The sequence below is a fragment of the Streptococcus sp. AM28-20 genome, from assembly GCF_003603595.1.
Taxonomy (GTDB): Bacteria; Bacillota; Bacilli; order Lactobacillales; family Streptococcaceae; genus Streptococcus; species Streptococcus ilei.
Genome location: NZ_QTNK01000002.1, coordinates 198,481 through 223,682 on the forward strand (window position 1 = coordinate 198,481; position 25,202 = coordinate 223,682).

Consider the following 25,202-nt stretch of genomic DNA (forward strand, 5'->3'; position numbering starts at 1 on the left):
CAATGGTTTACGATATAGCCAGAAACTATAACCTTATAGATCAAGGGTTTTCCCCTCTTGTCATTGACCAGAACTAATAGTCCTTATAAAAAATAACTATAAGCTTTCTACCAGACAGGCCCAGACCCCTCCCATTCGTCAGTCCTAGTCTTCTCAAAAACAAAAAAAGAAGCTATCCGCTTCTTTTTATTAGGAACTTATGCTCTAGTTTGTTGCACACAAAAAGCATCCCAAGGCTCCAATACCTTCTTCTCTTTGACCTGTTCTACTTCTGTATTGCTAATGAGGACAGACTGGTAGTCTTCCTCCAGTTCAAAACTCTGGATTTGGCTAGACAGATTGACCACAATCAAATAGCGCTGGTCCCCGTCTACACGTTGGTAGGCAAAGACTTGATCTGCTGTATCAAGTAGCTCAAAATCTGCAGAAATCAACCAGTCTTGTTCCTTACGGAGAGCAATCAATTGCTGATAGGTATAAAAAATGGATGAAGGGTCGGCCAAAGCCGCTTCTACATTGATTTCCTGATAGTTTGGATTGACGACTAGCCAAGGGTGACCGGTCGTAAATCCAGCCTGTGACTGATTGGACCACTGCATAAGAGTCCGAGCATTGTCACGGCCAATATGCCGGATTTGGTCCATAATGGTGTCGAGGTCTACTCCCTTTTCTAGACTTTCCTTGGCATAGTTAATAGACTCAATATCCTCGATTTCGTCTAGGCTCTTAAAAGGATAGTTGGTCATGCCAATCTCTTCTCCCTGGTAGATATAAGGCGTCCCTCTCATCAAATGAAGAAGAATGGCTAAAGCCTTAGCGGACTTCACCCGGTAGGCTTGGTCAGCTCCCCAGGCAGAAACAACACGAGGAAGGTCATGGTTGTTCCAAAAGAGGGAGTTCCAGCCTTCGTCCATGCCCAGTTCTGTCTGCCACTTATTGAATATGTCTTTCAGCTTAGGAACATTGAGCTTCTTTGCATAGCGCCATTTGGGCTGACCTTCTTGGAATAGAAGCCCGATGTGTTCAAATTGAAAGACCATTGACAATTCCTCATTGTCAGGACCAGAGTATTGCTTGGCAATCTCAGGTGTAGCTCCCCAAGTCTCCCCAACCGTCAACAAATCCTTATCTCCGAAGGTTGCTCGATTCATTTCTTTCAGATAGGGGTGGAGCATAGGACCATTGGCTACGATCTTCTGATCCGGAATTTTCCCAATCATGTCGATGACATCCATCCGAAAACCACCGATCCCCTTGTCAATCCAAAAATTCATCATGTCGTAAATCTTCTGCCGAAGGCTCTCATTTTCCCAATTCAGGTCCGGTTGCTTCTTACTAAAGAAGTGCAAATAATACTGCTGGGAAGCTGGATCAAATTCCCAAGCTGAACCACTGAAGTTCGAGAGAAGATCATTGGGTTGGTCCCTCCAAATATAGTAGTCCCGCTCTGGACTGTTTGGATTTTCTTTCGCTTCGATAAACCAATCATGCTCATCCGATGTATGGTTGACCACCAAATCCATAATAATCTTAATATCGCGCTTTTGCCCTTCCGCAATCAGCTCCTCCATATCCTCCATGGTCCCAAAGATAGAAGCAATATCCTCATAATCAGATATGTCATAGCCATTATCATCCATAGGACTTTGCTAAACAGGAGACAGCCAAATGGCCATAATGCCTAATTTCTCCAAATAATCCAGCTTACTGATGATCCCCTTGAGGTCACCAATTCCATCCCCATTGCTATCTAAAAAACTCTTGGGATAGATTTGATAAATCACAGCATCATGCCACCTTTTTTTCTTCATGTACTTCTCCTTTTTGATTTTACTTGTAATCCCTTTCAACATAACCAAACTTGAAAGAAATTGCAACTCTTAGTAGCTCTATCAGTCTCCTTTAAAATAAAAAAGAAGTCACTTTAGAAAACTTCCTTTTTTAACCTTCTCATCCTCTTTTCATTTTGCCAATTGTGATAAGAGAGCATGGCCAACCCAAAGAGATGGCTTCCAAACAAGGCCACCACAAAAATCAGCTTGCCTCTGTCTGGATAGGAAAGTGGGAGATTGCTAAAACCATAGCGAGCCCACTCGATGAAGATTGGATGCGAAAAGTAAAGCGCCATACTCATCTGTTTTAAGTACTGCAAATCATAGCTTTTCAAAAAGGACGATCGCAGGCAGGCATTGACAAAATAGACCGTCACAATAGGAAGTAATAAGAAAAAGTTCTTATCGATTCCTTCATGTTGAAAAATGATGATGCCTTCCATACAGAACAAGCCAAAGGCGAGAGATAGCTTTTGCCAACGGTGAACCTTAAAGGTTTGTGCATGAAAATGATCATAGAGATAGTATCCCATATAGATAAAAATAGGCGTGTAAAAGAATCCATTTCGAGCAGTGAAAAATAAGTTGCTGTAGAGCTGGTAGCCCTTGAGAAGACTCGTGGTGTCTAGATAAGCCGAATAGGTCTCAACCAAGCCCCAGCAATAGAGGAGCAAGCTGATCACCCCCGCCCAAACCATGCCCAAGCGTTTGACCAGTTGATTGACCAAAAACAAACCTAGCAAAAAAGCTGGGATATACCAGAGTTGGTAACACATCCCCAAATAGACTAGAGCGATGAGGACGCCAGCTGGAAAGAGAGATACTGGGAGGTTGAGACTAGAAAAAAAGACCCAGGCATAGGGAAGATAGACACAACTCCAAAATAAATAGGTTTTTACGATTTTGACCAGATAGGCCTTCATTTTCCTTGCATCTCTTAGTGATGGCTTGAGGAAAAAGCTGGCACAGACGATAAAAAATGGCACCGCTAGCCGTCCAAGGATACTCTTGAGACCAAAATGCACCGACTCATAGGAAGTTAAGCGACCACTATGCACCAAAATCACTGCAATCGCAAAGAGGTATTGAAAAAGACTAATACTGGAAGTGTTATAGAGGGAATTCTTTTTCATGGTCCTACTCCTTCGCCAAATGCAGATTCTATGGTTATTTTAGCATGAAAGAGAGGACCAAGCAAGGAATCCTTGCCTCCTTATCTACCTTTTTTCCTCTATTTTTGATATACTCAAAGCATGCACAAACAAACGATTATTGATTTTAAAGAGCTTGGATTGCGACAGCTTTTCACCAAGCCCATAAGGGAATTAAAAACCAGAGACCTCGACCAAGTAGAGACTCTTCTGAGAGAGGCGGAAGCCTATCAGGAGGCTGGTTATTATGCCGTAGGCTATGTCAGTTATGAAGCCGCTCCTGCTTTTGAGAAAAAATTAGCCGTCCACCCAGCACCACTCATGGGAGAGTATCTCCTCTATTTCACCATTCATGAGGAGGTCGAGACCCTTCCTTTCCCAGAGGACTATGAGGCTGTGGACCTACCTGCCAATTGGAAGGAAGAGGTCGAGGCGCCTACCTATCAAGAAGCCATTGAGACCATCCAGCACCACATCCGTCAAGGAGACACCTACCAGGTCAACTATACCGTCCAGCTTTCTCAAGAGCTAGAGGCTGATCCTTTGGCCATCTATAATCGCTTAGTGGTAGAGCAAAAGGCCCATTACAATGCCTTTATCCAGCACGATGATGTGTCCATCCTCTCTATCAGCCCTGAACTCTTTTTTGAACAAGAAGATCGGCTATTGACCACGCGCCCCATGAAGGGGACGACTCGTCGTGGCCTCACCAACCAAGCCGATCTTGAAGAGGCAGCTTGGTTAGAAGCGGACCCCAAAAATCGAGCGGAAAATATGATGATTGTAGATCTCCTCCGCAATGATATGAACCGGATTTCGGAAATTGGAAGTGAGCAGGTGACCCGTCTCTGCCAAGTTGAGCAATACTCTACCGTTTGGCAGATGACGTCGACCATTAAAAGTCGCTTGCGCCCAGAGATCGACCTGGTTCAAACCTTCCAGGCCCTCTTTCCTTGTGGTTCGATTACAGGGGCACCGAAAATCTCTACTATGGAAATTATTCAAAAGACAGAGGTTGCTCCTCGCGGAGTCTACTGTGGAACGATTGGGATCCTTCTTCCAAAAGGGAAACGGATCTTCAATGTGGCTATCCGAACCCTTCAAATGCAAGGCACCAAAGCCATCTATGGCGTAGGAGGGGGCATCACTTGGGACAGCAAATGGAAATCCGAATACCAGGAAACTAAGCAAAAGTCTGCTGTTCTCTACCGTCAAGAGCCTCGATTTGATCTCTTGACAACTGGTCGTATCCACCAAGGAGAGTTGACCTTCCTGAAGCAACACTTGACCCGTTTGCGAGAGGCCAGCCGCTACTTTGCCTATCCTTATAATGAGCAAAAGCTCTTGAACAAACTTCAAGAAGAGCTCACTCATGTTGATTCTAGCCTTGACTATCGTTGTCGGATAGCCTTGCAGAAAAACGGAAACTTCCAACTGACGATTACGGAGCTAACAGACTTGCCAGCTAGCTATCTACAGGCTCAATTACGAGAACAAACTGCACCATTAAACCGACCTTTTACCTATTTTAAAACGAGCCAGAGAGACCATCTCATCCAGTCAGATCGGGAGCAGATCTACTATTTAGAAGACGGAACCTTACTAGAGACGACCATCGGCAACCTCATTCTAGAGATCGACGGCCAACTCTACACTCCTCCAGCTCATCTCCCTCTCCTCGAAGGGATCTACCGCCGCCATCTATTGGAAACTGGACAAGTAGAGGAAAAACGATTGACACTGAAGGATTTAGAAGTTGCTGACAGAGTCTATGCCTGCAATGCCCTTCGTGGACTTTATCCACTCGATTTTACAAGAAAGAACCCATAATGAAACTTGTTTTTTTACATGGCCTAGGCCAGGATGCTCATTCTTGGCAAAGTGTTCAAGATGCACTTTCCCCCTTGCCTTCTGACTCTTTCGCTATTTTCTCTTATCCAAGCGAAAGCTACCAGGAGGCCAAAGAAAGACTGACGGAGTGTCTCCAACAAGAAAGCGAGCCCTTTATTCTGGTTGGACTCTCACTGGGTGGCGTTCTCGCTCTTGAACTCTCCAGCCAAGACTTACCACACCTCAAGGGCTTGGTGCTCTCAGGGACACAATACAAACTCAAGACCAATCTCCTCTATCGGCTCCAGATCCTCCTCTTTCGTCTGCTTCCCAAACAGGTCTTTGAAAAGCAGGGGGCCAACAAACAGCACATGTTGCAAATCTTGACCGAGTTAAAAAGTCTTAATCTAACCAATACTGCTAAAACTTGTCAGCTCCCTAGCTTAGTGATTTGTGGCAGCAAAGATTGGGCCAATCAAGCTTCTTCGAAAAAGTTGGCAAATCTCCTGCCCAAAGGGCACTATCAAGAAATCGCAGATGGAGGCCATCTACTCAATACTCAGAAACCCAATGAACTGGCACAAGTCATCAAGGAGTTTGTTGGTGAATTTAAAAATGAAGAGGCTAGCTTAAAAAACAGTTCCTCTTAATGTAGATAAAGTATTTTTTCATGTTACATAACTTAAAAAATCAAGATATTTAAAGAAATGTTTATTTTCTAAAGTTACTCATGAATACCTTGAGGCTTTCCACCGTGAGAAAAGTCCTTGAAATAGTGATATTTCAAGGACTCGGGAGTTTTGAAACTTTAGGTTCAAAACTAAGTCATGGAACTTCTTCGAAGTTCGCTGACGTCCGTACTCACTTAAGAAAAGCCTCTAGAAAACTTAAACTACAAGTAACGACTAACTTTTAAAAGGTTAGTCGTTTTTTTAGAAATATTTTAGAATTGCTTGATAGTTATTTGAAAAGCAAGCTGTATACTAAGAGTGTAAAGGAAATAACCAAGAAGGAGTTCACTTATGAAAAAGAAACTAATGATTGTCGCCATCGCCTCTATCATTGCTCTTAGCGTCTGGAGCCTCGTACATAACGATTTTAACTTTGAGGTCACATTCAACGATAGTCAAACAAATTTTATAGAGCATAGCTACGAGCATGAAGCCTACGGAATCGTTTTCGATTTGCTAGAAAATAAGCTGTACTAAGGAGAAGAAGCCATGGAAAAAGTATTAGAAATTAAACACTTGAGCAAAAAATTCGGTCAACAATACGCCTTAAATGATGTGAATCTGACTATTCGCAAAGGTGATGTCTACGGCCTCATCGGTAAGAACGGAGCTGGGAAAACCACCCTCATCAAGGTCATCACCCAGCTGATTCAAGAAACGGACGGAAGCGTCTCCCTCTTTGCTTCTTCAAATCGCTCCCAGTGGACGCAAGCCCTGAAACGTGTCGGATCCGTCATTGAGAGCCCTGTAGCCCACAAGCATATGACTGCCTATCAAAATCTAGTCTACTATTGCAAGGCACGCCATATCCCAAACCCCGACCAGGTCATCAAAGAAACCCTGAATTATGTCGGCCTGAATAATACTGGTAAGAAGAAATTCCGTGATTTTTCACTGGGAATGAAACAACGGTTGGGAATTGCCATCGCGCTCATTGCCAAGCCTGACTTCCTCATTTTGGATGAACCCATCAATGGTCTCGATCCTGTTGGAATCAAGGAATTCCGTCAGATGATCAAGCGTCTCAACGACGAACTCGGCATGACTATCCTCATTTCCAGTCACATCCTCTCTGAACTCTATCTGGTTGCCAATCGTTTTGGCATTGTCGACCAAGGACGCCTGATCAAAGAAATTAGCAAGGCCGAATTCGAGGAGCAAGGCGAAGACTATATCATCCTCAAGACCAATCAACTAGCCCTTGCGAGTCAATTGATCCAAGATCAGCTCCATCATCGCATCAAGGTCATCGATAAGGATGGAGAAATCCATATCTTTGGCCAGACTCACGATATTAAAGTCATTGTCAAAGCCCTCGTCCAAGCAGATATTGATGTGGACGAAATCTACTATGCCCGCCAAGATCTGGAAAAATTCTTTACGGACTTGGTAGACTAGTCAACCCACCGTCTTGCATTACTTATCCCACATATTTCATTTAGGAGATTTATCATGTTGCATACCATTCAAGCAGATTTTTACAGACTTTTTCGCTCCAAAGGTTTTTGGATCACAGAAGCCATTCTCGTACTCAACATCCTGTCTGGAGTCATCTTTGGAGCTACCGGCCACGTCGGCGTCAATACGGAATCCAAATTACCCCAAGCGACCGAAGTTTGGACGGGCTTTAAAGCCTTGACCAACTACTCTTCCAGCATCAGTGTGACTATCCTCTTTACCATTATTGTCATCACCTTGGTTCTAGGAACAGACTTAACGCAAAACTTATACAAGAATAGTCTGGCCTATGGCGTTTCGCGCACCAGCTACTACTTTGCTAAAAGCGCTGTTGTCCTGACCATTGCTCTCTTCCAATTCCTTGTATCTTATGGTCTTGTCTTCCTACTCGCGACCCTCTACAATGGAATTGGTACCATGCCAGAGCACTTCCTTGCTCATTTTGGACTAACCGTGCTGATTCAGTTTCTTTCCACCCTGGCTTGGGTCAGCATCATTTCCTTCCTCCTTTATGCCAGCCAATCCATCACCTTGGCCTTCGTTGGCTACTTCATTGGAAATATCTTCTTAAGCCTTCCGGCGCTCTTCTTTAAAGATATTGATCTTCTCCACTATCTAAATTTGGAATTCCAATATTCCATGGTCCAAAGTACGATAGCAACAAACAACACCCTCTCGATCGCTCTTGGCTTCATCCTTGTTTTCGGCTTCCTAGGACTCGCTACTTTCAAACACAAAGATTTATAACAAAAAGGCTTGAGCGGTGCTCAAGCCTTTTTTCTTAGTGTAATGGTTAAGATAAACCAGTCTGCCTCCGTTGCCAGTTGTAAGTCTCCCCCTAAGATCTCTACAAAATTTTGAATGATATAGAGACCCAAGCCAGATGACTCTTCTGTATCCGATAGATTTTCTGAGTAGAATCGACTAGCCAGTTGGTCTAAATGCTGAATCGGTTGTTGCACAATATTGCGCAGCTCGACCCGAATCGTCTCCTCATCAGAAGTCAAGGTCAAACGTGCCTGCTCCTTCCCATGCTTGAGGACATTGCTGAGCATGTTTTGTAAGAGTCGCTCCCAAAGCTCAGGATCGGTAGCATAATGGAGATGTTCTTCTAACTCTACCTCTAAGGCAATCCCCGCCTCAGACAAGCTATCATAATACTGGAATAACTGCTGGGTTAGCACTTGGCTGAGATTGACGTCTGAAAGCCGAGGCTGGATGGCTCCCTCCATCAAGCGTCTGTACTCCAAGAGAGATTCCAAGCGTTTTGAGACGACTTGAAGATTGGAAGCAATTTTCTTCAGCTTTTCCTCTTCTTGCGTCCCTCCTTTGATGATTTGTTGGGTATAGCCCGAAGCAATGGTCAAAGGTGTCCGGATATCGTGAGCAATATTACTGATGGCCATATCCAAGGTTTTTTTCTCTTGAAAGGCAATCCGATTGGTCCGCTCGATCTGATCAAAGAGATCACTGACCTGCTTGGTCAAGGCGACCAATTCTTTTTTTGACACCTGAGAGGTCAACCGTACCCCACTCCCATTTTGGAGCTTCTTTTGAATCTGCTCCTGCAAATCTTTGAGAGCAGAGAGTAGGCGAAGGTAACCCAGTCCAAAGAGAAGGACAAGGACGACTAGAACTAGAACCAATCCCCACATTACTTGTCTCCTTTCAAGCGAACTCCCAAGCCCCAGACGGTTTCAATATAGTCCTCATTAGGATCGAGCTGAGCAATTTTCTTTCGGAGGTTGCTCAACTGGGCATTGAGCGTATTGTCTCCAGGCAGATAAACTTCTTCCCAGACCGCTTCATACAATTCTTCCTTGGTAAAAATCTTCTTTGGATGCGCCAGTAAGGTCTCAAAAATTTGAAATTCTTTTTTGCCCAAGCGAAGCGTATGTTCTCCAGACTCCAATTCAAAGGTTTCTGGGTTCAGGACCAGATTTTTAAAAGTCAGCTTTTTCGATGATGGAGGTTCCTGTGCCGGAGTGTTGTTATTTCTCAGCTGCACCGTTACCCGAGCTGCCACTTCGTCCAGATTAAAGGGCTTGACGATATAATCATTAGCACCTGCAAGGAGATACTGGCTAATGAGGTGTTTGTCTCCAAGAGCGGTCATCATGATGACCGGCACTTGACTCTGCAAACGGATCTCCTCCAAAACCTGATCCCCATTTTTCCCTGGAAGCATGATATCGAGAAGGACCAAATCAATGCTTTCTTGCTGGAAGAGCCGCAACCCTTCTGTACCTGAAAAAGCCTGAAGCACCTCATGGTCTTCACTTAAGAGACTGTATAAAATTTCTTGGATATCATTATTATCCTCGATTAATAAAACCCGTGCCACTTGCCTCACTCCTTTTTCCTTCGAACTCCAAATCATTTCTATTCCTCTAGCCTATCAAATAAAGGGACCTTCGTCAATGAAAATCTAATAAAATCCTATAGTCCCCCTGCAAATCTGCATGTTAGGTCATCACAAGATGAACTTGACTATCCTTTCTTTCAAAAGGTATAATAGGAGCAATGACAGAATAGGGAGAATCATCTATGAAAAAAAATGCCAAAACTAAAATCAGCCTTGTATCCATCCTCGTCATCCTGGGCGTTGCTGCAAGAATGATGCGAGTCATCCACCGCCAGCAAATCAGGGAGCAAAACAGACAAACCATTCAAACGACTAAAAAGGTTGCAGAGTTTCAGAAAACACTAGACGAGGAAGAAACGAAGAAACGGAACGAAACCATCAACAAGATTTATAATGAATCCCTTGTTCGGAATAAGTTTGAGAATTGGCAAAAAGTCGATGAACTTCATGGTTTGGGACAAAGAACTGGGCAATTTTATATCTATAACTTTGAAAAAAAAGAAGAGATTCTCTTAGAGAATACTGATCAAGCATTTGTTCTACCTATTCGAGACAAGAGTAATAACGTCACATTTCAGGCCATTTTTGCCCATAAGGACGGTCAGTGGCACATCATGAAGCCAGACGGAAGTTCTCAGTTGCAACTAGGAGAAGCCAACATTTCCGCTGAATCTAAGTTTGTCATCGAGAACAATGTCTTAGACTACGACCAGTAAATCAGTAAGGACTTGGCTTAACTACATACAAAAAGCTTAGGACCCCAGCTTGTGGTTGGGATTCTAAGCTTTTTAGTTTATAGGAGAGAGTCGGCCAGCAAGTACCGAAAACTTTTATTCAACAGAAGCTCCATTGGTCGCAATGACTTCTTTGTACCAATAGAAGGATTTCTTACGTGAGCGGGCTAAAGTTCCTTTTCCTTCATTGTCCCGATCGACATAGATGAAGCCGTAGCGCTTCTTCATTTCTCCAGTCCCGGCAGAGACCAGGTCAATACAGCCCCAAGTCGTATAGCCCCAGAGGACAACACCATCTTCGTTAATGGCATCTCGCATGGCCTTGACATGGGCAGCCAGGTAGTTAATCCGGTAATCATCAGCTACATAGCCATTTTCATCTGGAGTATCCACTGCACCAAGACCATTTTCCACGATAAACATCGGCTTTTGATAACGATCCCAGATGGTATTGAGGGTGATGCGGAGACCAAGAGGATCAATCTGCCAACCCCATTCCGAGCTTTCTAGGTAGGGGTTCTTCAGAGAGGCAAAGATATTGCCCGCTGTTTTCTCCCTTTCAGCTGGATCACCTGAAGCGACCCGACTGGCATAGTAGGAGAAGGAAATAAAGTCCACTGTATGGTCTTTCAACAATTGCAGGTCCTGTTCCGTCATCTCGACTGTAATTCCCTGACGCTCCCACTCTTTCTTGGCATAGTTTGGGTATTCCCCACGCGCCTGCACATCGATGAAGAATAAGTTCTTGCGGTCTTCTTCTAGACCAGCCCAGACATCTCCCGGAGCACAGGTATGAGGATAGTTTGGTCCTGCTGCCAGCATACAGCCGACCTTGTTGTTCGGGTCAATTTCATGGGCAAGCTTGGTGGCAATGGCTGAAGCGACCAATTCATGGTGAGCCGCCTGGTATTTGACTTGCTCCTCATTCTCCCCTTCTTCAAAGCAGAGCCCCGCTCCCATAAAAGGGGCGTGAAGGATCACATTGATCTCATTAAAGGTCAGCCAGTAGTTGACCAAACCTTTGTAACGAGTGAAGAGCGTTCGGCAGAGGCGTTCGTAGTATTCCAACATCTTGCGACTACGCCACCCTCCATACTCTGTAATCAAATGCATGGGGCAGTCAAAGTGGGTAATGGTCACTAAGGGCTCAATGCCATACTTGTGGCACTCCTTAAAGAGGTCTTCATAGAACTGTAGACCCGCTTCATTCGGCTCCAATTCATCCCCTTTCGGGAAGATCCGAGACCAGGCAATGGACAAACGATAGGTTTTAAAGCCCATTTCCCCGAAGAGGGCAATGTCTCCCTTGTAGCGATGGTACATATCAATGCCATCTTTAGCTGGGTAAAAATAGCCCTCTTCAAAGTCGAACATCTTTTTCTGACCCGTAATAATCGCATGACGATCAGGCCCAATTGGTGCCACATCCACATTGGCCAAACCACGGCCATCTTCATTATAAGCTCCCTCACACTGGTTGGCAGCCGTTGCTCCACCCCAAAGGAAACCATCTGGAAATTGAAGTTTATCGGTCATTTCTCTACCTCACTTGATTTGATAGGTCTATTATATCCCTCTTTAACCCGAAAGTCTTACAACATCCTAGGAAAAACTGATACTATTCTATGATTGCTACTGTTTACGCGCAACACAAAAAGACCGGATGACTCCGATCTTTTAATAGTTCATATTCTCATATTCTGTTTTAAGAATAATTATGGTTAACTTCAAATGACGAAGCATCCTATTTCATACGATAAAAATCAATGACTAGACCAGCAGGGCCTTCAACTAACAGGGATTCTGTTCCCCAATCGGTTACAACTGGGCCGTTTAAAATTTCAATCCCTAATTCTTTCAAACGCTTTTGATTCTGTTCCAAATCTTCAACTTCAATGTGTAGAATGATTCCTGACTGAAAATTTTCCAGAGGTATCAAATGATTTTGTGAGAACATGAGACAGTGACTGCCAATCGTGAACTGAGCAAAAGCATCATCAACATAGTCTGCCTTCTTATCCAAGATATGCTCCAGTTCCGCACAGACTTGGGGTACATTTGAAACAATAATATCTAATTGATTTAAATTCATTTACTCTCCTCTAAAAAAGACCGGATTGCTCCGATCTTTTAAGCTTCTCTCAAAGAAAATCAAAGAATAAACAAGGCATCGAACCGCAGGCAGTACTGGAGTACGGCAAGGTGAAGATAACGCAGTTTACATTTGATTTTCGACGAGCAGGATTATTTGATTGCGCGTGATTGCAACCCTTCTTCTTCCAAGAAGAGACGGAATGGTACGAGTTCTTCTGCTTCGTATTTTTCCTTGAAGGCTTTGATAGCTTCTTCTGAGTGAAGTTTTGGATCCAACTCAAGTACCTCTACTGGAAGTGGACGGTGTTGTGTGATGCGAGCATCGATGACAACAGTTTTACCTTCTTTGTTGAGTTTAACAGCTTCAGCAACCACAGCATCGATATCTTCAATACGGTTAACGGTAAATCCAACTGCACCTTGTGCTTCAGCGATTTTAGCGTAGTCAGCATTTGTAAAGTCTACACCAAACAAGTGTTTGTTTGTATCTTCGTATTTGTTCTTGATGAAGGCATACTCATCGTTTGTGAAGACAACGTTGATAACTGGAAGGTTGTATTGAACGTTTGTGATCACATCTGGGTAAACCATGTTGAAGGCTCCGTCACCCATGATATTCCATACTTGGCGGTCTGGATTGTCTTTCTTAGCAGCGATACCACCAGGGATCGCAATACCCATTGTTGCAAAGAGTGGAGATGTACGCCACATGTTCTTAGGTGTCATGTGAAGGTGACGAGTAGATGTTTGAGTTGAGTTACCGACGTCGATTGAGTAGATTGCATCTTCATCAGCGTATTTGTTGATGGCATTGTAGACTTGGTACAATTGCAATTCACCCTCAGTTTTACCTTCGAGTTTGTTCATGTAATCACGCCAGTTTTGGTTGTTCTTCACGTTTGCACGCCACCATGGAGTAGACTCAACTGGGTTTACTTTGTCAAGGATCGCTTTAGCTGCTTGACCTGCATCACCAAGGATAGAAGCGTCAAGGGCATGGCGTTTACCAAGTTTGTAAGGGTCGATATCCACTTGGATGAATTTTTCAGTGTTCTTGAATGCTTCGTATACTTCAGCAAATGGGAAGTTTGAACCAAGGAAAAGAACTGTGTCTGCTTCAAAGACCACTTCGTTGGCTGGTTTCCAACCAACACGGTAAGCAGATCCTGTCAAACCTTCGTAGTTCCATTCGAAAGCTTCAAAGTTTTTACCAGTTGTGATGATTGGTGCTTTGATTTTACGTGACAATTCAGTGATTACTTCACCAGCTTTCACACCACCGTAACCAGCGTAGATAACTGGGCGTTCAGCATTGTTCAAGATTTCAACAGCTTTGTCGATTTCAACTTCGTTCAAAGCAGGAGCGATGAATGAACGCTCGTAAGAACCTGAACCGTAGTATGAGTTTTCGTCGATTTCTTGGAAACCAAAGTTTACTGGAATTTCAACAACGGCTGGACCTTTTTTAGAAACGGCAGCACGGCAAGCTTCATCAATAACTTTTGGCAATTGCTCTGCGTAAGCGACACGTTTGTTGTAAACAGCGATACCGTTGTACATTGGGTTTTGGTTAAGCTCTTGGAAGGCATCCATGTTGAGCTCGTTGTTTGGACGTGATCCAAGGATCGCGAGGAATGGAGTGTTATCCATAGCTGCATCGTAAACACCGTTGATCAAGTGAGTGGCACCAGGTCCACCTGAACCAACTGCAACACCGATAGAACCGCCAAATTTAGCTTGCATAACCGCTGCAAGAGCTCCTGTTTCTTCGTGGCGAACTTGCAAGAAACGGATATCTTTGTCTTCAGCCAAAGCGTCCATAAGTGAGCTAAGTGTTCCTGATGGGATACCGTAGATCGTGTCTACGCCCCATGTTTTCAATACGTTGAGCATTGCTGCAGATGCAGTAATTTTCCCTTGAGTCATAATGATAACTCTCCTTCAATAAAAATAATTGTCAGTCTTTGAACTGAATTCGACAAAGAGTGAAAACGTTTCAAACAACTTTACTATATCAATTTATCACGTTTTATTGTCCTTGTATAAGAATATGCTCACTGAACACCTGGAACTATTACATAACACAACAGCGAAATCTGTTCTGTTTCTGCAAACTATTTTATAACAGAAGGGATAAACCGCACAACAACAAAGTTTCTAACTGTTATGAAATTAGTACAAAATGGAGCACTTTACCAAACTGTTCCATAAAAGATACTAAAAAAACCTAGCGGAAAATAGATTTTCCCTGCTAGGATGGGTTATAGTTCGTTTTGAAGAGCCTTACTAATGACCCTGTATCCTTCAATTGTTAAATGAAGACCATCTGTTGTATAAGCTGGTTTTAGCTGACTATCTTCACCGAGCAAGCTCTCAAAAACATTGATAAATTCGACATTCATCATTTCTTGAGCCAGCTCACGATAAGCCTGATTCAAGGTCTGAATCTTTTGATTGGTCCGGATATAGACTGTCCCCTTGTAGGTTTCTCCCTCATTCACAGGGAGAACCGAAACAAGTTTGATTTGCGCCAAGGGCAAGAGTCGCACCATCTCCTGGAGGATTATGGACATGTTATCAATGGTTTCTGACAGGGGCATTTCCTTGCCAATGTCATTGGTTCCGATTAGTAAGAAAATCTTATCCACTGCTTGACCAAAAATATGGGCATCTAGATTCTCTCTTAAGAGGTCTGTCTTGTAGCCTCTGATTCCCCGATTCACCATATACTGATCCGTCAAAAGCAACTCTTGCAGAGGATAGTATTCGATGATAGAGTCTCCTATAAAAAGTATATCGGGTTCCTTCAAAGGTTTTTGATTCAGCTCTCGGTAGTTCTGTTGTATTTTTGCCTGTTCTTTCAAGAGCCAGGTCTCCAATAATTGTACAGCCATAAAGACTCCTTTCGATTCGTATGGTAGAAACTATGTGCGGTAGAATATTCGCCTAGTCGAAACTTAGTCTTCCATCCAAATAGGCTTCAATCATTTCATAAACCCCACCTTCTTGGTGAGATGACGCTGTGTAGCGGGCTGCTTGTCGAGCATGGACGTCCGCATTTTCCATCGCATAGGAATAGGTCGCTAACTCCAGCATTTCCACATCGTTTTGGCTATCGCCAAATGCCATTAAATGCCCACCATCAACGCCCCAGTGTTCTTCCAAGAATTGAATGGCTGTAGCCTTATTGACCTCCGGTTGCAGAATATCGATGGCTCCATAGCCACTAGCTGCTGGAAGCAGTCGCTCCCCAAACTCTTCTCGCAACTCTTGCACAAAGACTTCGACTTTTTCAGTGTCAGTGACGACACTTATCTTCAGAACCTGCTCACCATGCTCTTGGACCAAATCATCCACAAAGCGCATCCGTCTGTAAAAAGCTGTAGCTAACTCAGGCGTCATCAATTGCTCTAAAAGAGGAAACTCTGTTCCTTTCTTGGCATAGGCTCCAGATAGGCTACTGACGACCAGATGAAGTTCTTCTTCTCGACCTTCTAGATAACGCAAGACCTCCTGCACCAGCTCTTCAGGCCAGCTACACTCTCGGATGAGCTTTCCCTTCTCTAATATCCGTGCACCATTGGCTAGAACCAAGGTGACACGATCTTTCAGCTCTCCCAAGACATGAGCCATACGGCTATAGCCATTCCCCGTCGCAATAACAAAGGGAATCCCTCTTTGGTCTAGCTGATCCAAGATGCGGCTCAGACGCTCACGGTCAACCTCTCCTTGCGCATCCATCAGAGTACCGTCCATGTCTGTCGCAATCATTTGTATCATACCAGCCACCTCTTTCTATCTTGTCCCTATTATACACCATTTCCTAGTCATTTTGGGCCTTCTTTGCCACAAACGCTCCCTTCTCCCCATCCTTAAAATTTTAGAAATTCCACCGAATCCTCTTTAATTTTCGGTCCAATTTTATTATAATATAGATAATAGATTTTCCCTGTATGAAGTAACTAGCAGACCCTCTCTCACACCTAGCCAAAGCGTCTGCTACTCCCGAAAAAGATCTAAGAGGTAGGCATGAACACAAAGACCTTATACCGCCAAACATCCTTTACCAATAGCGATTTCCCTTTTTCAATCAAACAGATTCGCACCCAAAATGGCCAACCGGATATTTTATTTCATTGGCACACTGATATTGAGATTATTTATGTCAACGAAGGGACTGCTCAATTCCATATCGACTATGAATATTTTCATAGTCAACCAGGCGATATTATTTTGATCCGCCCGAATGCCCTTCACTCCATTCATCCCATCCAGAGTTCTTCCCATACCATGGATGTCCTCCATTTTAATCTGGACCTGATCGGAATCACGCATAAAAACATTGCCACTCTAAAATATTTACAACCCCTCTACAATGGTGATTTTGAATTTGTCCGACGTATCCAAGTCCAATCTCCGGGTTATGAAGAAATCAAACAGAGCCTTTTAAACTGTATGGCAAACGGAAGAGAACAAGGTCCTTTCTATGAACTTCGACTCAAATCCCAGCTCAATGAACTCCTCTATCTCCTCTTTTCTCACAACTATATTGTCGAGAAGAAGTTTTCAACGGATGCTTATCGAAGAGAAGAAAAAATTCGTTTGGTCCTCGACCATATTTCGAACCATTACCAAGAGGAGCTTATGATTGAGCAATTAGCAGAATTGTGTCATTTTAGCCCGACCCACTTTATGAATTTCTTTAAGAAACAATTAGGGATCTCTTGTATGGAGTACATCATCCAATATCGGCTAAAAAAAGCCGCCCATTTCCTCCAGCATTCTGATCTGGCAATTATTGATATCGCTAGCCAATCTGGCTTCAACAACCTCTCAAACTTTAATCGCCAATTCAAGAAATACTATCAGATCACTCCAAGTCAATACCGAAAAGCTTGTCTTTAATCAAAGGATCAAATAATAAAAGCCCCCTGAACACAATTGAAACTTATGTTCCAGGGGCTTTTAGTTTTTTTACAGTAGAAATATCAGATAAAACGAAGCAACTTACATCTTTAGCTCTCAATTATTGTATTTAAAGACCATTTCCCTGTTTCTTCATATTGCCTTATTAATTCTTGAGAAGTTTGGGTGATTTCTGAAGGAAAATGGAGGCTTTTTAATGTATTGACCGCATTCTTCGTTACTGCCGCCCCCTGCTTTATCTGATAATCAAAGACAATTTCCCCGTCAACATAACGACTATCAAAATGATAATTATCATTGACTGCACCAGACGCCGCGACTAACTCAATATCATGACTTGAAATCATATACAAGCAATCGTGTCTAGATAGCCAGCGGACAATCCCCAAGCCAGATCCAATTCGCTCAATGGTATTGGTTCCCTTAAAGAGTTCATCAATAAAGAAATAATGAAAACCAGACTTTTCCAGACTCTCAATCATTCGGAGAATCGTTTTGCTCTCTGTAATAAAATAACTATCTCCAACCTCGATATCATCACTGACATCCATAGAGGTCATGACATGTCCATAAGAAAGCTCCAAACTTTCACCATAGGCGAAGCCCAAGCCCTGAGCTAGAATACAGTTAATAGCTACCATTTTCAGATAAGTAGATTTCCCTGAGGCATTATCTCCACTAATCACCATATTTCTTTCAAAACTAACATCATTAACAACCGGATCCGCTAGTAAAGGATGGTAGATCCCCTTTCCTTTAATCCCAGCTTCTTCCTTAAAATTGGGATGACAAACCAAATCAACATCACGCTTATGGCGTAGAAGGCTGATGGCTACTTCCAATTCCCCCAAAAGATTGATTGTTTCCTGAGCTTCTTTCTGATGAGTCCTCACTTGCTGGTAGATATAGATTTGGGCAATCTGCGGAATTAAGAAAAGAAAATTAAGGTAAATCAGGATAATTTCCATCTCGGAGCTTCCTGTTGGACTTTGTAAGATGCTGGAAATGACTTTCGTCTTCTTAAATGGTTGGATAGCCTGTTTGAGGTTTTCTTGTTTTGGTAGCACTAGACGGCTCAGCTTTTCCGCTGAAGCAAAGATACGAACCAGGTAACTAACTTGATCCAAGCGCATTTTATTCGACCAATTCCGAATGCTCGAAAAAATGATATTAAACGTCACACTCGCTATCAAGACTGACATGGCTTGAATTTTAAAAAACGGAAGAAAGAAAAGAGAGAGGACTGGCAAACACGCTAAAAAAAGATAGAGAGAAAGATAGATCCTCGAATCTTGCTTCCCTGGATTCGCCACAATACTTCTAGCCATATTGTGGTTCTTTTTTCCTAACTGGTTCATAACAACCTGAACCTTCAGACGAAGATCCGGGTGATGTTCAAAGAAATCTTCTAACTCCTGCAAAGATGCATCTGGTTGAAAGTTTATCAAACGCAGCTTCTGATACAAAGCCTCAGCACCTATACTAGACTGTGTATAGTTTAGCTGATCAAAGACTCTATGCATGTCTAAATCATGCCAAGTTTGACCATCTACTTGACTATCCGTTGGCTGGAGTGTAGATGCCAAAAGCATTGTTTCCACTAAACTCTCTTCACTATCATTTTTTATAAAAAAAGGTTTTCCCTCCCAAGCCTTGGCTAATTTTTTTCTCAGACGAATCGTTGCTATCCGATTTGTTAGAACCATAATGATGATCAGTCCAACAAATCCAATTGGTAACCATCCAAGTTTATCCATTTCTTAATCAGCCCTTCCTACTGCCAATTCAGATTCACATGTTCCTTCACTTCTTGATAGGCTGTATCAACACGCGCCTTTGTTTCATCATCCAATTGGTCCCGATACTTGCCTCCTTCAATCCAGTCCTCCAAGATATAGGTCTGGAAATGATAGAGTTCATAACCTTCAGGAGAATAACTGTCCTTTGGCGTCCGGCTGACCCAAGTAGGATGAGCTGTGGCTGTTTTGATCCGTGTCTTGCGCCCTACCTTCTCAATGGTGATATCCATCAGGACACCCCGTTCGGTCCATTGGGCATTGTCTATCCCTTCCATGGTTTCCATCCGCTGATTGGAAAGGAAATTCCCCATAGAATAAACGATCAATTTCTGTTGCCCATCCTTATCCACAATCTCAGCAGGCTGGACGACATGAGGATGACCACCCAAGACGATATCCGCTCCCCAAGAAATCATCTTATGGTATAGCTCCTTTTGTTCCTCTGTCGGTTCTAACTCATATTCATTCCCCATCTGAGGCATGACAATGGTCATGTCTGCTTCCATCTCAGCTTTTTGGATTTCTTGACGCATCCGCTCCTCATTGAGATCCGATAGACGGTTATCATAGTCCTCTTGTTCTAGATTATATTCCATCCCATTAAACCCGTAGGAGTAAGCCAAGATCGCAATCTTGATCCCATTTACTTCCTTGATCAGGATAGGGGCTTGATCTCTCGTCTCATGTGGGTAGACACCAACCGTTTGGATCCCCGCGTCTTCAAAGGCCTTGGCAGTCGAAAACAGCCCTTCCAAGCCAGAATCGAGGATATGGTTATGTCCCAGGTCCATCACCTGGTAGCCTGCATCCTTAATCGAAGCAACCACCTCCCCAGGGGCATTGAAAATCGGATAACCCGAAAGCCCATAATCCGGATTAATGGTCCCTTCAAAATCCCCCAAGACCAGATCCCCTTGCTTTAACCATTCCTGAGCATAGTGATAATTCTCAGAAAAATCATAGCTTCCATCTTCCTTGGCGGCGCTCATGTAAATCAAGTCATGATAGAGTTGATCTCCATTTGCCATGATCCGAGCCGTATGCGGTAACTGATCCGGATGAATTTCTTCTTGCTTTTCAACGACTTCCGGCATTTCTAGCGCTGTAATGGGAAAACCATTCCATTTTTGAACCCACAAGACCAGATTTGCTGCCGCAAATACTGTAATCAGCAAACCATAGACAAACTGTTCGTTGGTCAGGCGAAAAGCGGTCACCTTTCCCAAGCCAATATCAAGCCAGTCGTTGAGCATCCTGAGGATATCTTTCCCAAGCTCGCTCCATCTCTTTAAGAGATCCTTCCAATTCTTCATCATCTTCTCTTCCTATTCAATTCTCTTGCACTTGTCAAAGGCCTCTCCCTAGCATCTTGATGGTACCTTTTACATTCTCACACTTCTCTAACATTCCAACTTTCTCATCTCAGGTTTATACAATGAGCCACTAAACCCATATCAAACCTAGTATTCATTGAAATGCTTTCTCTTCATTGTATCACAAATTTTAAGAAGAGAAAAAAGAGAGCAGGACAGAAGCGCCATTGTTTAGAAACGCTTCATCGTCCTGCTCCTGCACAGTTGATTAATTCATATAAATGATCGATCATCATTTCTTATCGTTTGATTTGGACAAGCTAATCGCAACCATGACAAGACTTAGGAAAAAGGCCGAAAGCAGCCCTTTTGTCGTCCGATTCATAAAAGGTTGATGGAATACAAAATGATTATAGGCAGTAAATCCTAATCCAATCAGAGTTACCATAGCCGAAAGTGAAAAAATTGTTAACCGCAAATTTCTATTTTTCATCATAAACTCCGTTTTTCGATTTAATAGAAAGGCCCTCTTATTTCAAAGCCTTTAATAAATAACCATAACCTTCTCGCTCCATTTCCTCTTTTGGAATAAAGCGCAGTGAGGCCGAATTGATGCAATAGCGAAGGCCACCTTGGTCTTTGGGTCCATCGGTGAAGACATGGCCGAGATGGGCATTACCTGAGCGGGAACGAACTTCGATCCGCTCCATCCCGTGGCTATGGTCCTGGTAATAGTGGACGACATCTTTGGCAATGGGACGGGAGAAACTTGGCCAGCCACAGCCAGAAGCAAACTTATCCTTGGCAAAAAAGAGAGGCTCCCCAGTCGTAATATCCACATAGATGCCCTCTTCAAAGGTCTGATCGTAGGCATTGTGGAAAGGACGCTCCGTCGCACTCTCCTGAGTGACTTGGTACTGTTCTGCTGTCAGTTTCGCCTTTAAGGTTTCTTGATCTGGCTTCTGATAGGCTGCCGGATCAATCAAGGGTTGGGCTGCATCCGTCACATCGATATGGCAATAGCCCCCAGGATTCTTCTTGAGATAGTCTTGGTGGTAGTCCTCAGCCAAGATATAGTGACGCAAGGGCTCTAGCTCCACCGCGATCTTGTGCCCCAGTTGCTCTTCTTGCTCCGCAAACACTTGGGCGATCACCTGACGATCCGCCTCGTCTAGGTAATAGACACCTGTCCGATATTGGCGGCCTCGATCATTTCCCTGCTTGTTAACGGACAAGGGATCGATCACCCGGAAATAGTAGAGCAGAATTGCGCGTAAAGTGATCTTGTCTGGATCGTAGATAACTTGTACAGTCTCTGCATGATCCGTTTCCTTGATCAGTTGATAATTGGTCGTTTCTACCTGGCCATTGGCATAGCCCACCGTCGTCTTTTCTACACCGGGGATCCGAGAAAAATACTCCTCTAAGCCCCAAAAACAGCCACCTGCTAGATAAATCTCTGCCATCTTTTTTCCTCGCTTCCTGCATTCCCTAAGAGGAACGCTTAACATCTATTAGCACCATCATAATCCAAGAGTCTCAGATTTTCAAGGATTCTGCATCAAAAATCCCTTCTACTAAACTAGTAAAAGGGATAAAGGCACTCCCACTTATTTTTCAAATAAGAAAAAGAGCGAGAAACCAAGATTCCGTAGAGATACTAAAAACTGATGGAAAAAATCATGCATGAGAGACATGTCCCACACCTCCTCTCAATCATCTGATGTTCCTAAACATCGTTACCAAGATTAAAGAACCACCGTCGGTCCGTAGACCTGTAAGAGAGGCTTCACAACCTCGTAATGCCAGTGATCATAAGCTCGCCAAGCTTGAAAGGTTTCTTCATTTAAACGCAACCAACCCAGACCAATCAATAGACTGGCGGTCTGATAAAACTTCTCCAACTTGATCAACAGGCGATTGTCTATCCTTTGAGCCTTCAATAAAACTTTCAACATCTGATCTAGTTTTTCTTTAAATCGAAAGGCATCAGGACTGGCTTTGCATTCCCTAGAAAAGGCTGTTTGAAGAAGGCTGACCGTCGTCCTCGCCTCTTGAATCACATCCCTTTCTCCCATCGAAATCACCTTCCTTTTCACCTCCAGTGTACACCTTTTTCTCTCTATAAAAATGGAAAATCTCTAAAACTAGGAACAGAATGTTGTCTCTGGATAAGAAACCATAAAAAAACTTCCCCAAGTTTCCACTCGAGGAAGTTCTTTTCAAAAAATTAGTCAATGTAGTGCAATTTCCCACGGAAATCTTCCAGGCTTTGGTAGCCTTTTTCTTCCATGATGGCTTTGAGTTCCGCAGTGATACGTTCAAAAGCCCCCACTCCTTCTTTATGAAGCGTGGTTCCGATTTGTACCATACTCGCGCCACAAAGGATATGTTCAAAGGCATCACGACCAGTCAAGACGCCCCCAGTCCCTACAATCTGAATTTCTGGATTCAGACGTTGGTAAAAGGCATGGACATTGGCCAGAGCCGTTGGTTTGATGTATTCGCCACCAATCCCACCAAAGCCGTTCTTCGGACGGATCACAACGGATTCATCCTCGATGTAAAGGCCATTTCCAATCGAATTGACGCAATTGACAAACTTGAGCGGGTATTTGTTAAAGATCGCTGCAGCTTGGTCGAAATGAACGATATCAAAATAAGGTGGCAACTTGATCCCAAGAGGTTTGGTGAAATAGGCGAAGACCTCTGACAAGATCCGATCCGTCGTCTCAAAATCATAGGCGATCTGAGGTTTTCCTGGGACATTGGGGCAGGAAAGGTTCAATTCAGTCAAACCTTTAAAATCACTTTCTTGCACCTTTTTCAAGATGATATGGGTTTCCTCGGGAGACATGCCGACAAGAGATAGAAAGAAGGTCCGATCTGGATCGCTTTCTTGCAATTCTAACAAGTAATCCAAATAATAGTCCAAGCCTTGGTTGGGAAGGCCCATCGAATTGATTGAGCCAAGTGGCACGTCTTGGTAGCGTGGCTCTGGATTTCCAGCGCGGAACTCCAAGGTTGCTGTCTTGGTCACAAAAGTCCCAGCAGCTGAATTCTTCACTTCCTCTAATTCCTCAGTAGTCATACAGGCTACACCTGCCGCATTCATCAGGCAATTGTCAAATTCAAAACCAGCAATTTGCGTCTTTGTCGATACCATCTTCTACTCCTTGAAATAAATTCTTACAGTCATTATAGCATGAAACTGGCCCCTAGAGTTCAGAAAACTAGAAATTAAGATAGAACGTCCGGAAATAGAAAAATTGTCCCCTATTTCTCTCTCTTTCTAGAGATTATTGTAAAGAAATACCGTACATATTCAGATGATTGTTACCTATATGAAGCTAATTCAGTCTACTCAAATTCAAGTCGTGAAAATTTTCAGAAAATTCAACTTTTTTCTTTACAAGTCAAAAAAAGTCTGCTATAATTGTCCACGTAATAAAATATGACATTGCTTCTAGCAGTGCCTTCATACTCCAGTAAGACAGCAACCTTGCTGGCATTCGTTTCAATAAAAAAAGGAGAAACAAGATGACAACTGCAAAAGAATATATCCAAAGCACTTTCGAAACCGTAAAAGCTCGCAACGGCCATGAAGCAGAATTCCTTCAAGCTGTTGAAGAGTTCCTCAGCACTTTGGAACCTGTATTTGAAAAACATCCAGAATACATCGAAGAAAACATCTTGGCACGTATCACTGAGCCTGAGCGCGTAATTTCTTTCCGTGTTCCTTGGGTTGACCGTGATGGAAAGGTTCAAGTGAACCGTGGTTACCGTGTCCAATTTAACTCAGCTGTTGGACCATATAAAGGCGGACTTCGTTTCCACCCAACTGTAAACCAAGGGATCTTGAAATTCCTCGGCTTCGAACAAATCTTTAAAAACGTCTTGACTGGACTTCCTATCGGTGGAGGTAAAGGTGGTTCAGACTTCGATCCTAAAGGCAAAACTGATGCTGAAGTGATGCGCTTCTGCCAAAGCTTCATGACTGAATTGCAAAAATACATCGGACCATCTCTTGACGTCCCAGCTGGTGATATCGGGGTTGGTGGACGTGAGATCGGATACCTTTACGGTCAATACAAACGCCTTAACCAATTTGATGCTGGTGTCTTGACTGGTAAACCTCTTGGTTTTGGTGGTAGCTTGATCCGTCCAGAAGCAACTGGTTACGGCTTAGTTTACTATACTGAAGAAATGCTTAAAGCTAACGGCGACAGCTTTGCTGGTAAGAAAGTCGTAATCTCAGGTTCTGGTAACGTAGCCCAATACGCTCTTCAAAAAGCAACTGAACTTGGTGCAACTGTCATCTCAGTCTCTGACTCAAACGGTTACGTCATCGACGAAAACGGTATTGATTTTGACCTTCTGACAGACGTCAAAGAAAAACGCCGTGCTCGTTTGACAGAGTACGCTGCAGAAAAACCAACTGCTACCTACTACGAAGGTTCTGTATGGACTTACGCTGGTAACTATGACATCGCCCTTCCATGTGCGACTCAAAACGAGATTAACGGTGAAGCAGCGAAACGCTTGGTTGCTCAAGGGGTAAAAGTTGTTTCTGAAGGAGCCAACATGCCTAGCGACCTTGATGCGATCAAAGTCTACAAAGAAAACGGCATCCTTTACGGACCTGCTAAAGCTGCCAATGCTGGTGGGGTTGCTGTATCTGCTCTTGAAATGAGCCAAAACAGCCTCCGCCTTTCATGGACACGTGAAGAAGTGGATGGACGTTTGAAAGACATCATGACCAACATCTTCAACACTGCTAAAACAACTGCAGAAACCTACGGTCTTGGTAAAGATTACCTTGCGGGTGCCAATATCGCAGCCTTTGAAAATGTCGCAAATGCGATGATTGCCCAAGGTCTTGTTTAATTTGATTCTTTTGCCACACCTCTGAACCCCTGGTTTCGGAGGTGTTTTTCTTGATAAAAAAAGAGAGTGGGACAGAAATCGG

Annotated in this window: 22 protein-coding genes and 1 pseudogene; 8 read left to right on the forward strand and 15 right to left on the reverse strand. The window is 43.4% G+C overall.

What is annotated here, in order from left to right; translation table 11 throughout:
- Window positions 1-197: 197 nt before the first annotated feature.
- Both DW738_RS06040 and DW738_RS06045 read right to left on the reverse strand, forming a co-directional pair.
- Window positions 198-1,811: pseudogene (locus DW738_RS06040) on the reverse strand (alpha-glucosidase).
- A gap of 113 nt (window positions 1,812-1,924) precedes the next feature.
- Complete coding sequence (locus DW738_RS06045) at window positions 1,925-2,965, reverse strand: acyltransferase (RefSeq protein ID WP_123160588.1); 1,041 nt, start codon at window positions 2,963-2,965, stop codon at window positions 1,925-1,927.
- A gap of 120 nt (window positions 2,966-3,085) precedes the next feature.
- On the opposite strand from DW738_RS06045, the gene pabB reads away from it, so the two are divergent.
- The 5 genes from pabB (at window position 3,086) to DW738_RS06070 (ending at window position 7,749) form a co-directional block, all read left to right on the forward strand.
- Complete coding sequence (gene pabB, locus DW738_RS06050; protein ID WP_123160589.1) at window positions 3,086-4,813, forward strand: aminodeoxychorismate synthase component I; 1,728 nt, start codon at window positions 3,086-3,088, stop codon at window positions 4,811-4,813.
- Window positions 4,813-5,463: an alpha/beta hydrolase gene (locus tag DW738_RS06055; RefSeq protein ID WP_123160590.1), complete on the forward strand. Its 651-nt coding sequence runs from the start codon at window positions 4,813-4,815 to the stop codon at window positions 5,461-5,463. The genes pabB and DW738_RS06055 overlap by 1 nt, the downstream gene beginning before the upstream one ends.
- A 372-nt stretch (window positions 5,464-5,835) precedes the next feature.
- Window positions 5,836-6,021 (forward strand): hypothetical protein, encoded by a 186-nt coding sequence (locus DW738_RS06060; protein ID WP_006595653.1) that lies wholly within the window; start codon window positions 5,836-5,838, stop codon window positions 6,019-6,021.
- 12 nt (window positions 6,022-6,033) lie between these two features.
- Window positions 6,034-6,942, forward strand: coding sequence for an ATP-binding cassette domain-containing protein (locus tag DW738_RS06065; protein ID WP_123160591.1), 909 nt, complete (start codon window positions 6,034-6,036; stop codon window positions 6,940-6,942).
- Window positions 6,943-6,996: 54 nt separating this feature from the next.
- Window positions 6,997-7,749, forward strand: a complete 753-nt coding sequence (locus tag DW738_RS06070) for an ABC transporter permease (protein WP_123160592.1) — start codon at window positions 6,997-6,999, stop codon at window positions 7,747-7,749.
- A gap of 20 nt (window positions 7,750-7,769) precedes the next feature.
- On the opposite strand, the gene DW738_RS06075 is transcribed toward DW738_RS06070, so the two are convergent.
- Entirely contained in the window at window positions 7,770-8,657 is an 888-nt protein-coding gene (locus tag DW738_RS06075) for a HAMP domain-containing sensor histidine kinase (protein WP_123160593.1), read from the reverse strand.
- Window positions 8,657-9,346 (reverse strand): response regulator transcription factor, encoded by a 690-nt coding sequence (locus tag DW738_RS06080; protein WP_207802005.1) that lies wholly within the window; start codon window positions 9,344-9,346, stop codon window positions 8,657-8,659. The genes DW738_RS06075 and DW738_RS06080 overlap by 1 nt, the downstream gene beginning before the upstream one ends.
- Window positions 9,347-9,549: 203 nt before the next feature.
- Between DW738_RS06080 and DW738_RS06085 the strand changes: the two genes are divergently transcribed.
- Entirely contained in the window at window positions 9,550-10,083 is a 534-nt protein-coding gene (locus DW738_RS06085) for a hypothetical protein (protein WP_123160595.1), read from the forward strand.
- A 114-nt stretch (window positions 10,084-10,197) separates the two neighbouring features.
- Here the strand turns inward: DW738_RS06085 and DW738_RS06090 are convergent, their stop codons facing one another.
- The 5 genes from DW738_RS06090 to DW738_RS06110 all read right to left on the reverse strand — a co-directional run bounded on the left by DW738_RS06090 (window position 10,198) and on the right by DW738_RS06110 (window position 15,975).
- A complete protein-coding gene (locus DW738_RS06090; protein WP_123160596.1) occupies window positions 10,198-11,637 on the reverse strand; it encodes a 6-phospho-beta-glucosidase in 1,440 nt (479 codons plus the stop codon).
- Between the two features lie 208 nt (window positions 11,638-11,845).
- Window positions 11,846-12,193 (reverse strand): VOC family protein, encoded by a 348-nt coding sequence (locus DW738_RS06095; RefSeq protein WP_123160597.1) that lies wholly within the window; start codon window positions 12,191-12,193, stop codon window positions 11,846-11,848.
- A 152-nt stretch (window positions 12,194-12,345) separates the two neighbouring features.
- Entirely contained in the window at window positions 12,346-14,121 is a 1,776-nt protein-coding gene (gene spxB / locus DW738_RS06100; RefSeq protein ID WP_023024318.1) for a pyruvate oxidase, read from the reverse strand.
- Window positions 14,122-14,456: 335 nt separating this feature from the next.
- On the reverse strand, window positions 14,457-15,089 hold the full coding sequence (locus DW738_RS06105) for an SGNH/GDSL hydrolase family protein (protein ID WP_123160598.1): 633 nt from the start codon (window positions 15,087-15,089) through the stop codon (window positions 14,457-14,459).
- A gap of 52 nt (window positions 15,090-15,141) precedes the next feature.
- Window positions 15,142-15,975 carry a Cof-type HAD-IIB family hydrolase gene (locus tag DW738_RS06110; protein WP_042361230.1) on the reverse strand — a complete coding sequence of 278 codons (834 nt, stop codon included), beginning with the start codon at window positions 15,973-15,975 and terminating at the stop codon, window positions 15,142-15,144.
- Window positions 15,976-16,224: 249 nt separating this feature from the next.
- On the opposite strand from DW738_RS06110, the gene DW738_RS06115 reads away from it, so the two are divergent.
- A complete protein-coding gene (locus DW738_RS06115; protein ID WP_023027230.1) occupies window positions 16,225-17,100 on the forward strand; it encodes an AraC family transcriptional regulator in 876 nt (291 codons plus the stop codon).
- A gap of 110 nt (window positions 17,101-17,210) precedes the next feature.
- Here the strand turns inward: DW738_RS06115 and DW738_RS06120 are convergent, their stop codons facing one another.
- The 6 genes from DW738_RS06120 to DW738_RS06145 form a co-directional block, all read right to left on the reverse strand.
- Window positions 17,211-18,878, reverse strand: coding sequence for a hypothetical protein (locus tag DW738_RS06120; protein ID WP_123160599.1), 1,668 nt, complete (start codon window positions 18,876-18,878; stop codon window positions 17,211-17,213).
- 17 nt (window positions 18,879-18,895) lie between these two features.
- Complete coding sequence (locus DW738_RS06125) at window positions 18,896-20,173, reverse strand: CapA family protein (RefSeq protein WP_243634261.1); 1,278 nt, start codon at window positions 20,171-20,173, stop codon at window positions 18,896-18,898.
- Between the two features lie 352 nt (window positions 20,174-20,525).
- Window positions 20,526-20,729, reverse strand: coding sequence for a hypothetical protein (locus tag DW738_RS10395; RefSeq protein WP_123160600.1), 204 nt, complete (start codon window positions 20,727-20,729; stop codon window positions 20,526-20,528).
- Window positions 20,730-20,763: 34 nt separating this feature from the next.
- Entirely contained in the window at window positions 20,764-21,699 is a 936-nt protein-coding gene (gene msrB / locus DW738_RS06135) for a peptide-methionine (R)-S-oxide reductase MsrB (RefSeq protein ID WP_123160601.1), read from the reverse strand.
- 282 nt (window positions 21,700-21,981) lie between these two features.
- Window positions 21,982-22,338, reverse strand: coding sequence for a helicase BlpT (locus tag DW738_RS06140; protein WP_123160602.1), 357 nt, complete (start codon window positions 22,336-22,338; stop codon window positions 21,982-21,984).
- Window positions 22,339-22,463: 125 nt separating this feature from the next.
- Window positions 22,464-23,399, reverse strand: coding sequence for a dihydroorotate oxidase (locus tag DW738_RS06145; protein WP_123160603.1), 936 nt, complete (start codon window positions 23,397-23,399; stop codon window positions 22,464-22,466).
- A 374-nt stretch (window positions 23,400-23,773) separates the two neighbouring features.
- Here DW738_RS06145 and gdhA point away from each other — a divergent pair, with 374 nt between their 5' ends.
- Window positions 23,774-25,120: an NADP-specific glutamate dehydrogenase gene (gene gdhA, locus DW738_RS06150; RefSeq protein WP_123160604.1), complete on the forward strand. Its 1,347-nt coding sequence runs from the start codon at window positions 23,774-23,776 to the stop codon at window positions 25,118-25,120.
- Window positions 25,121-25,202: the final 82 nt, after the last annotated feature.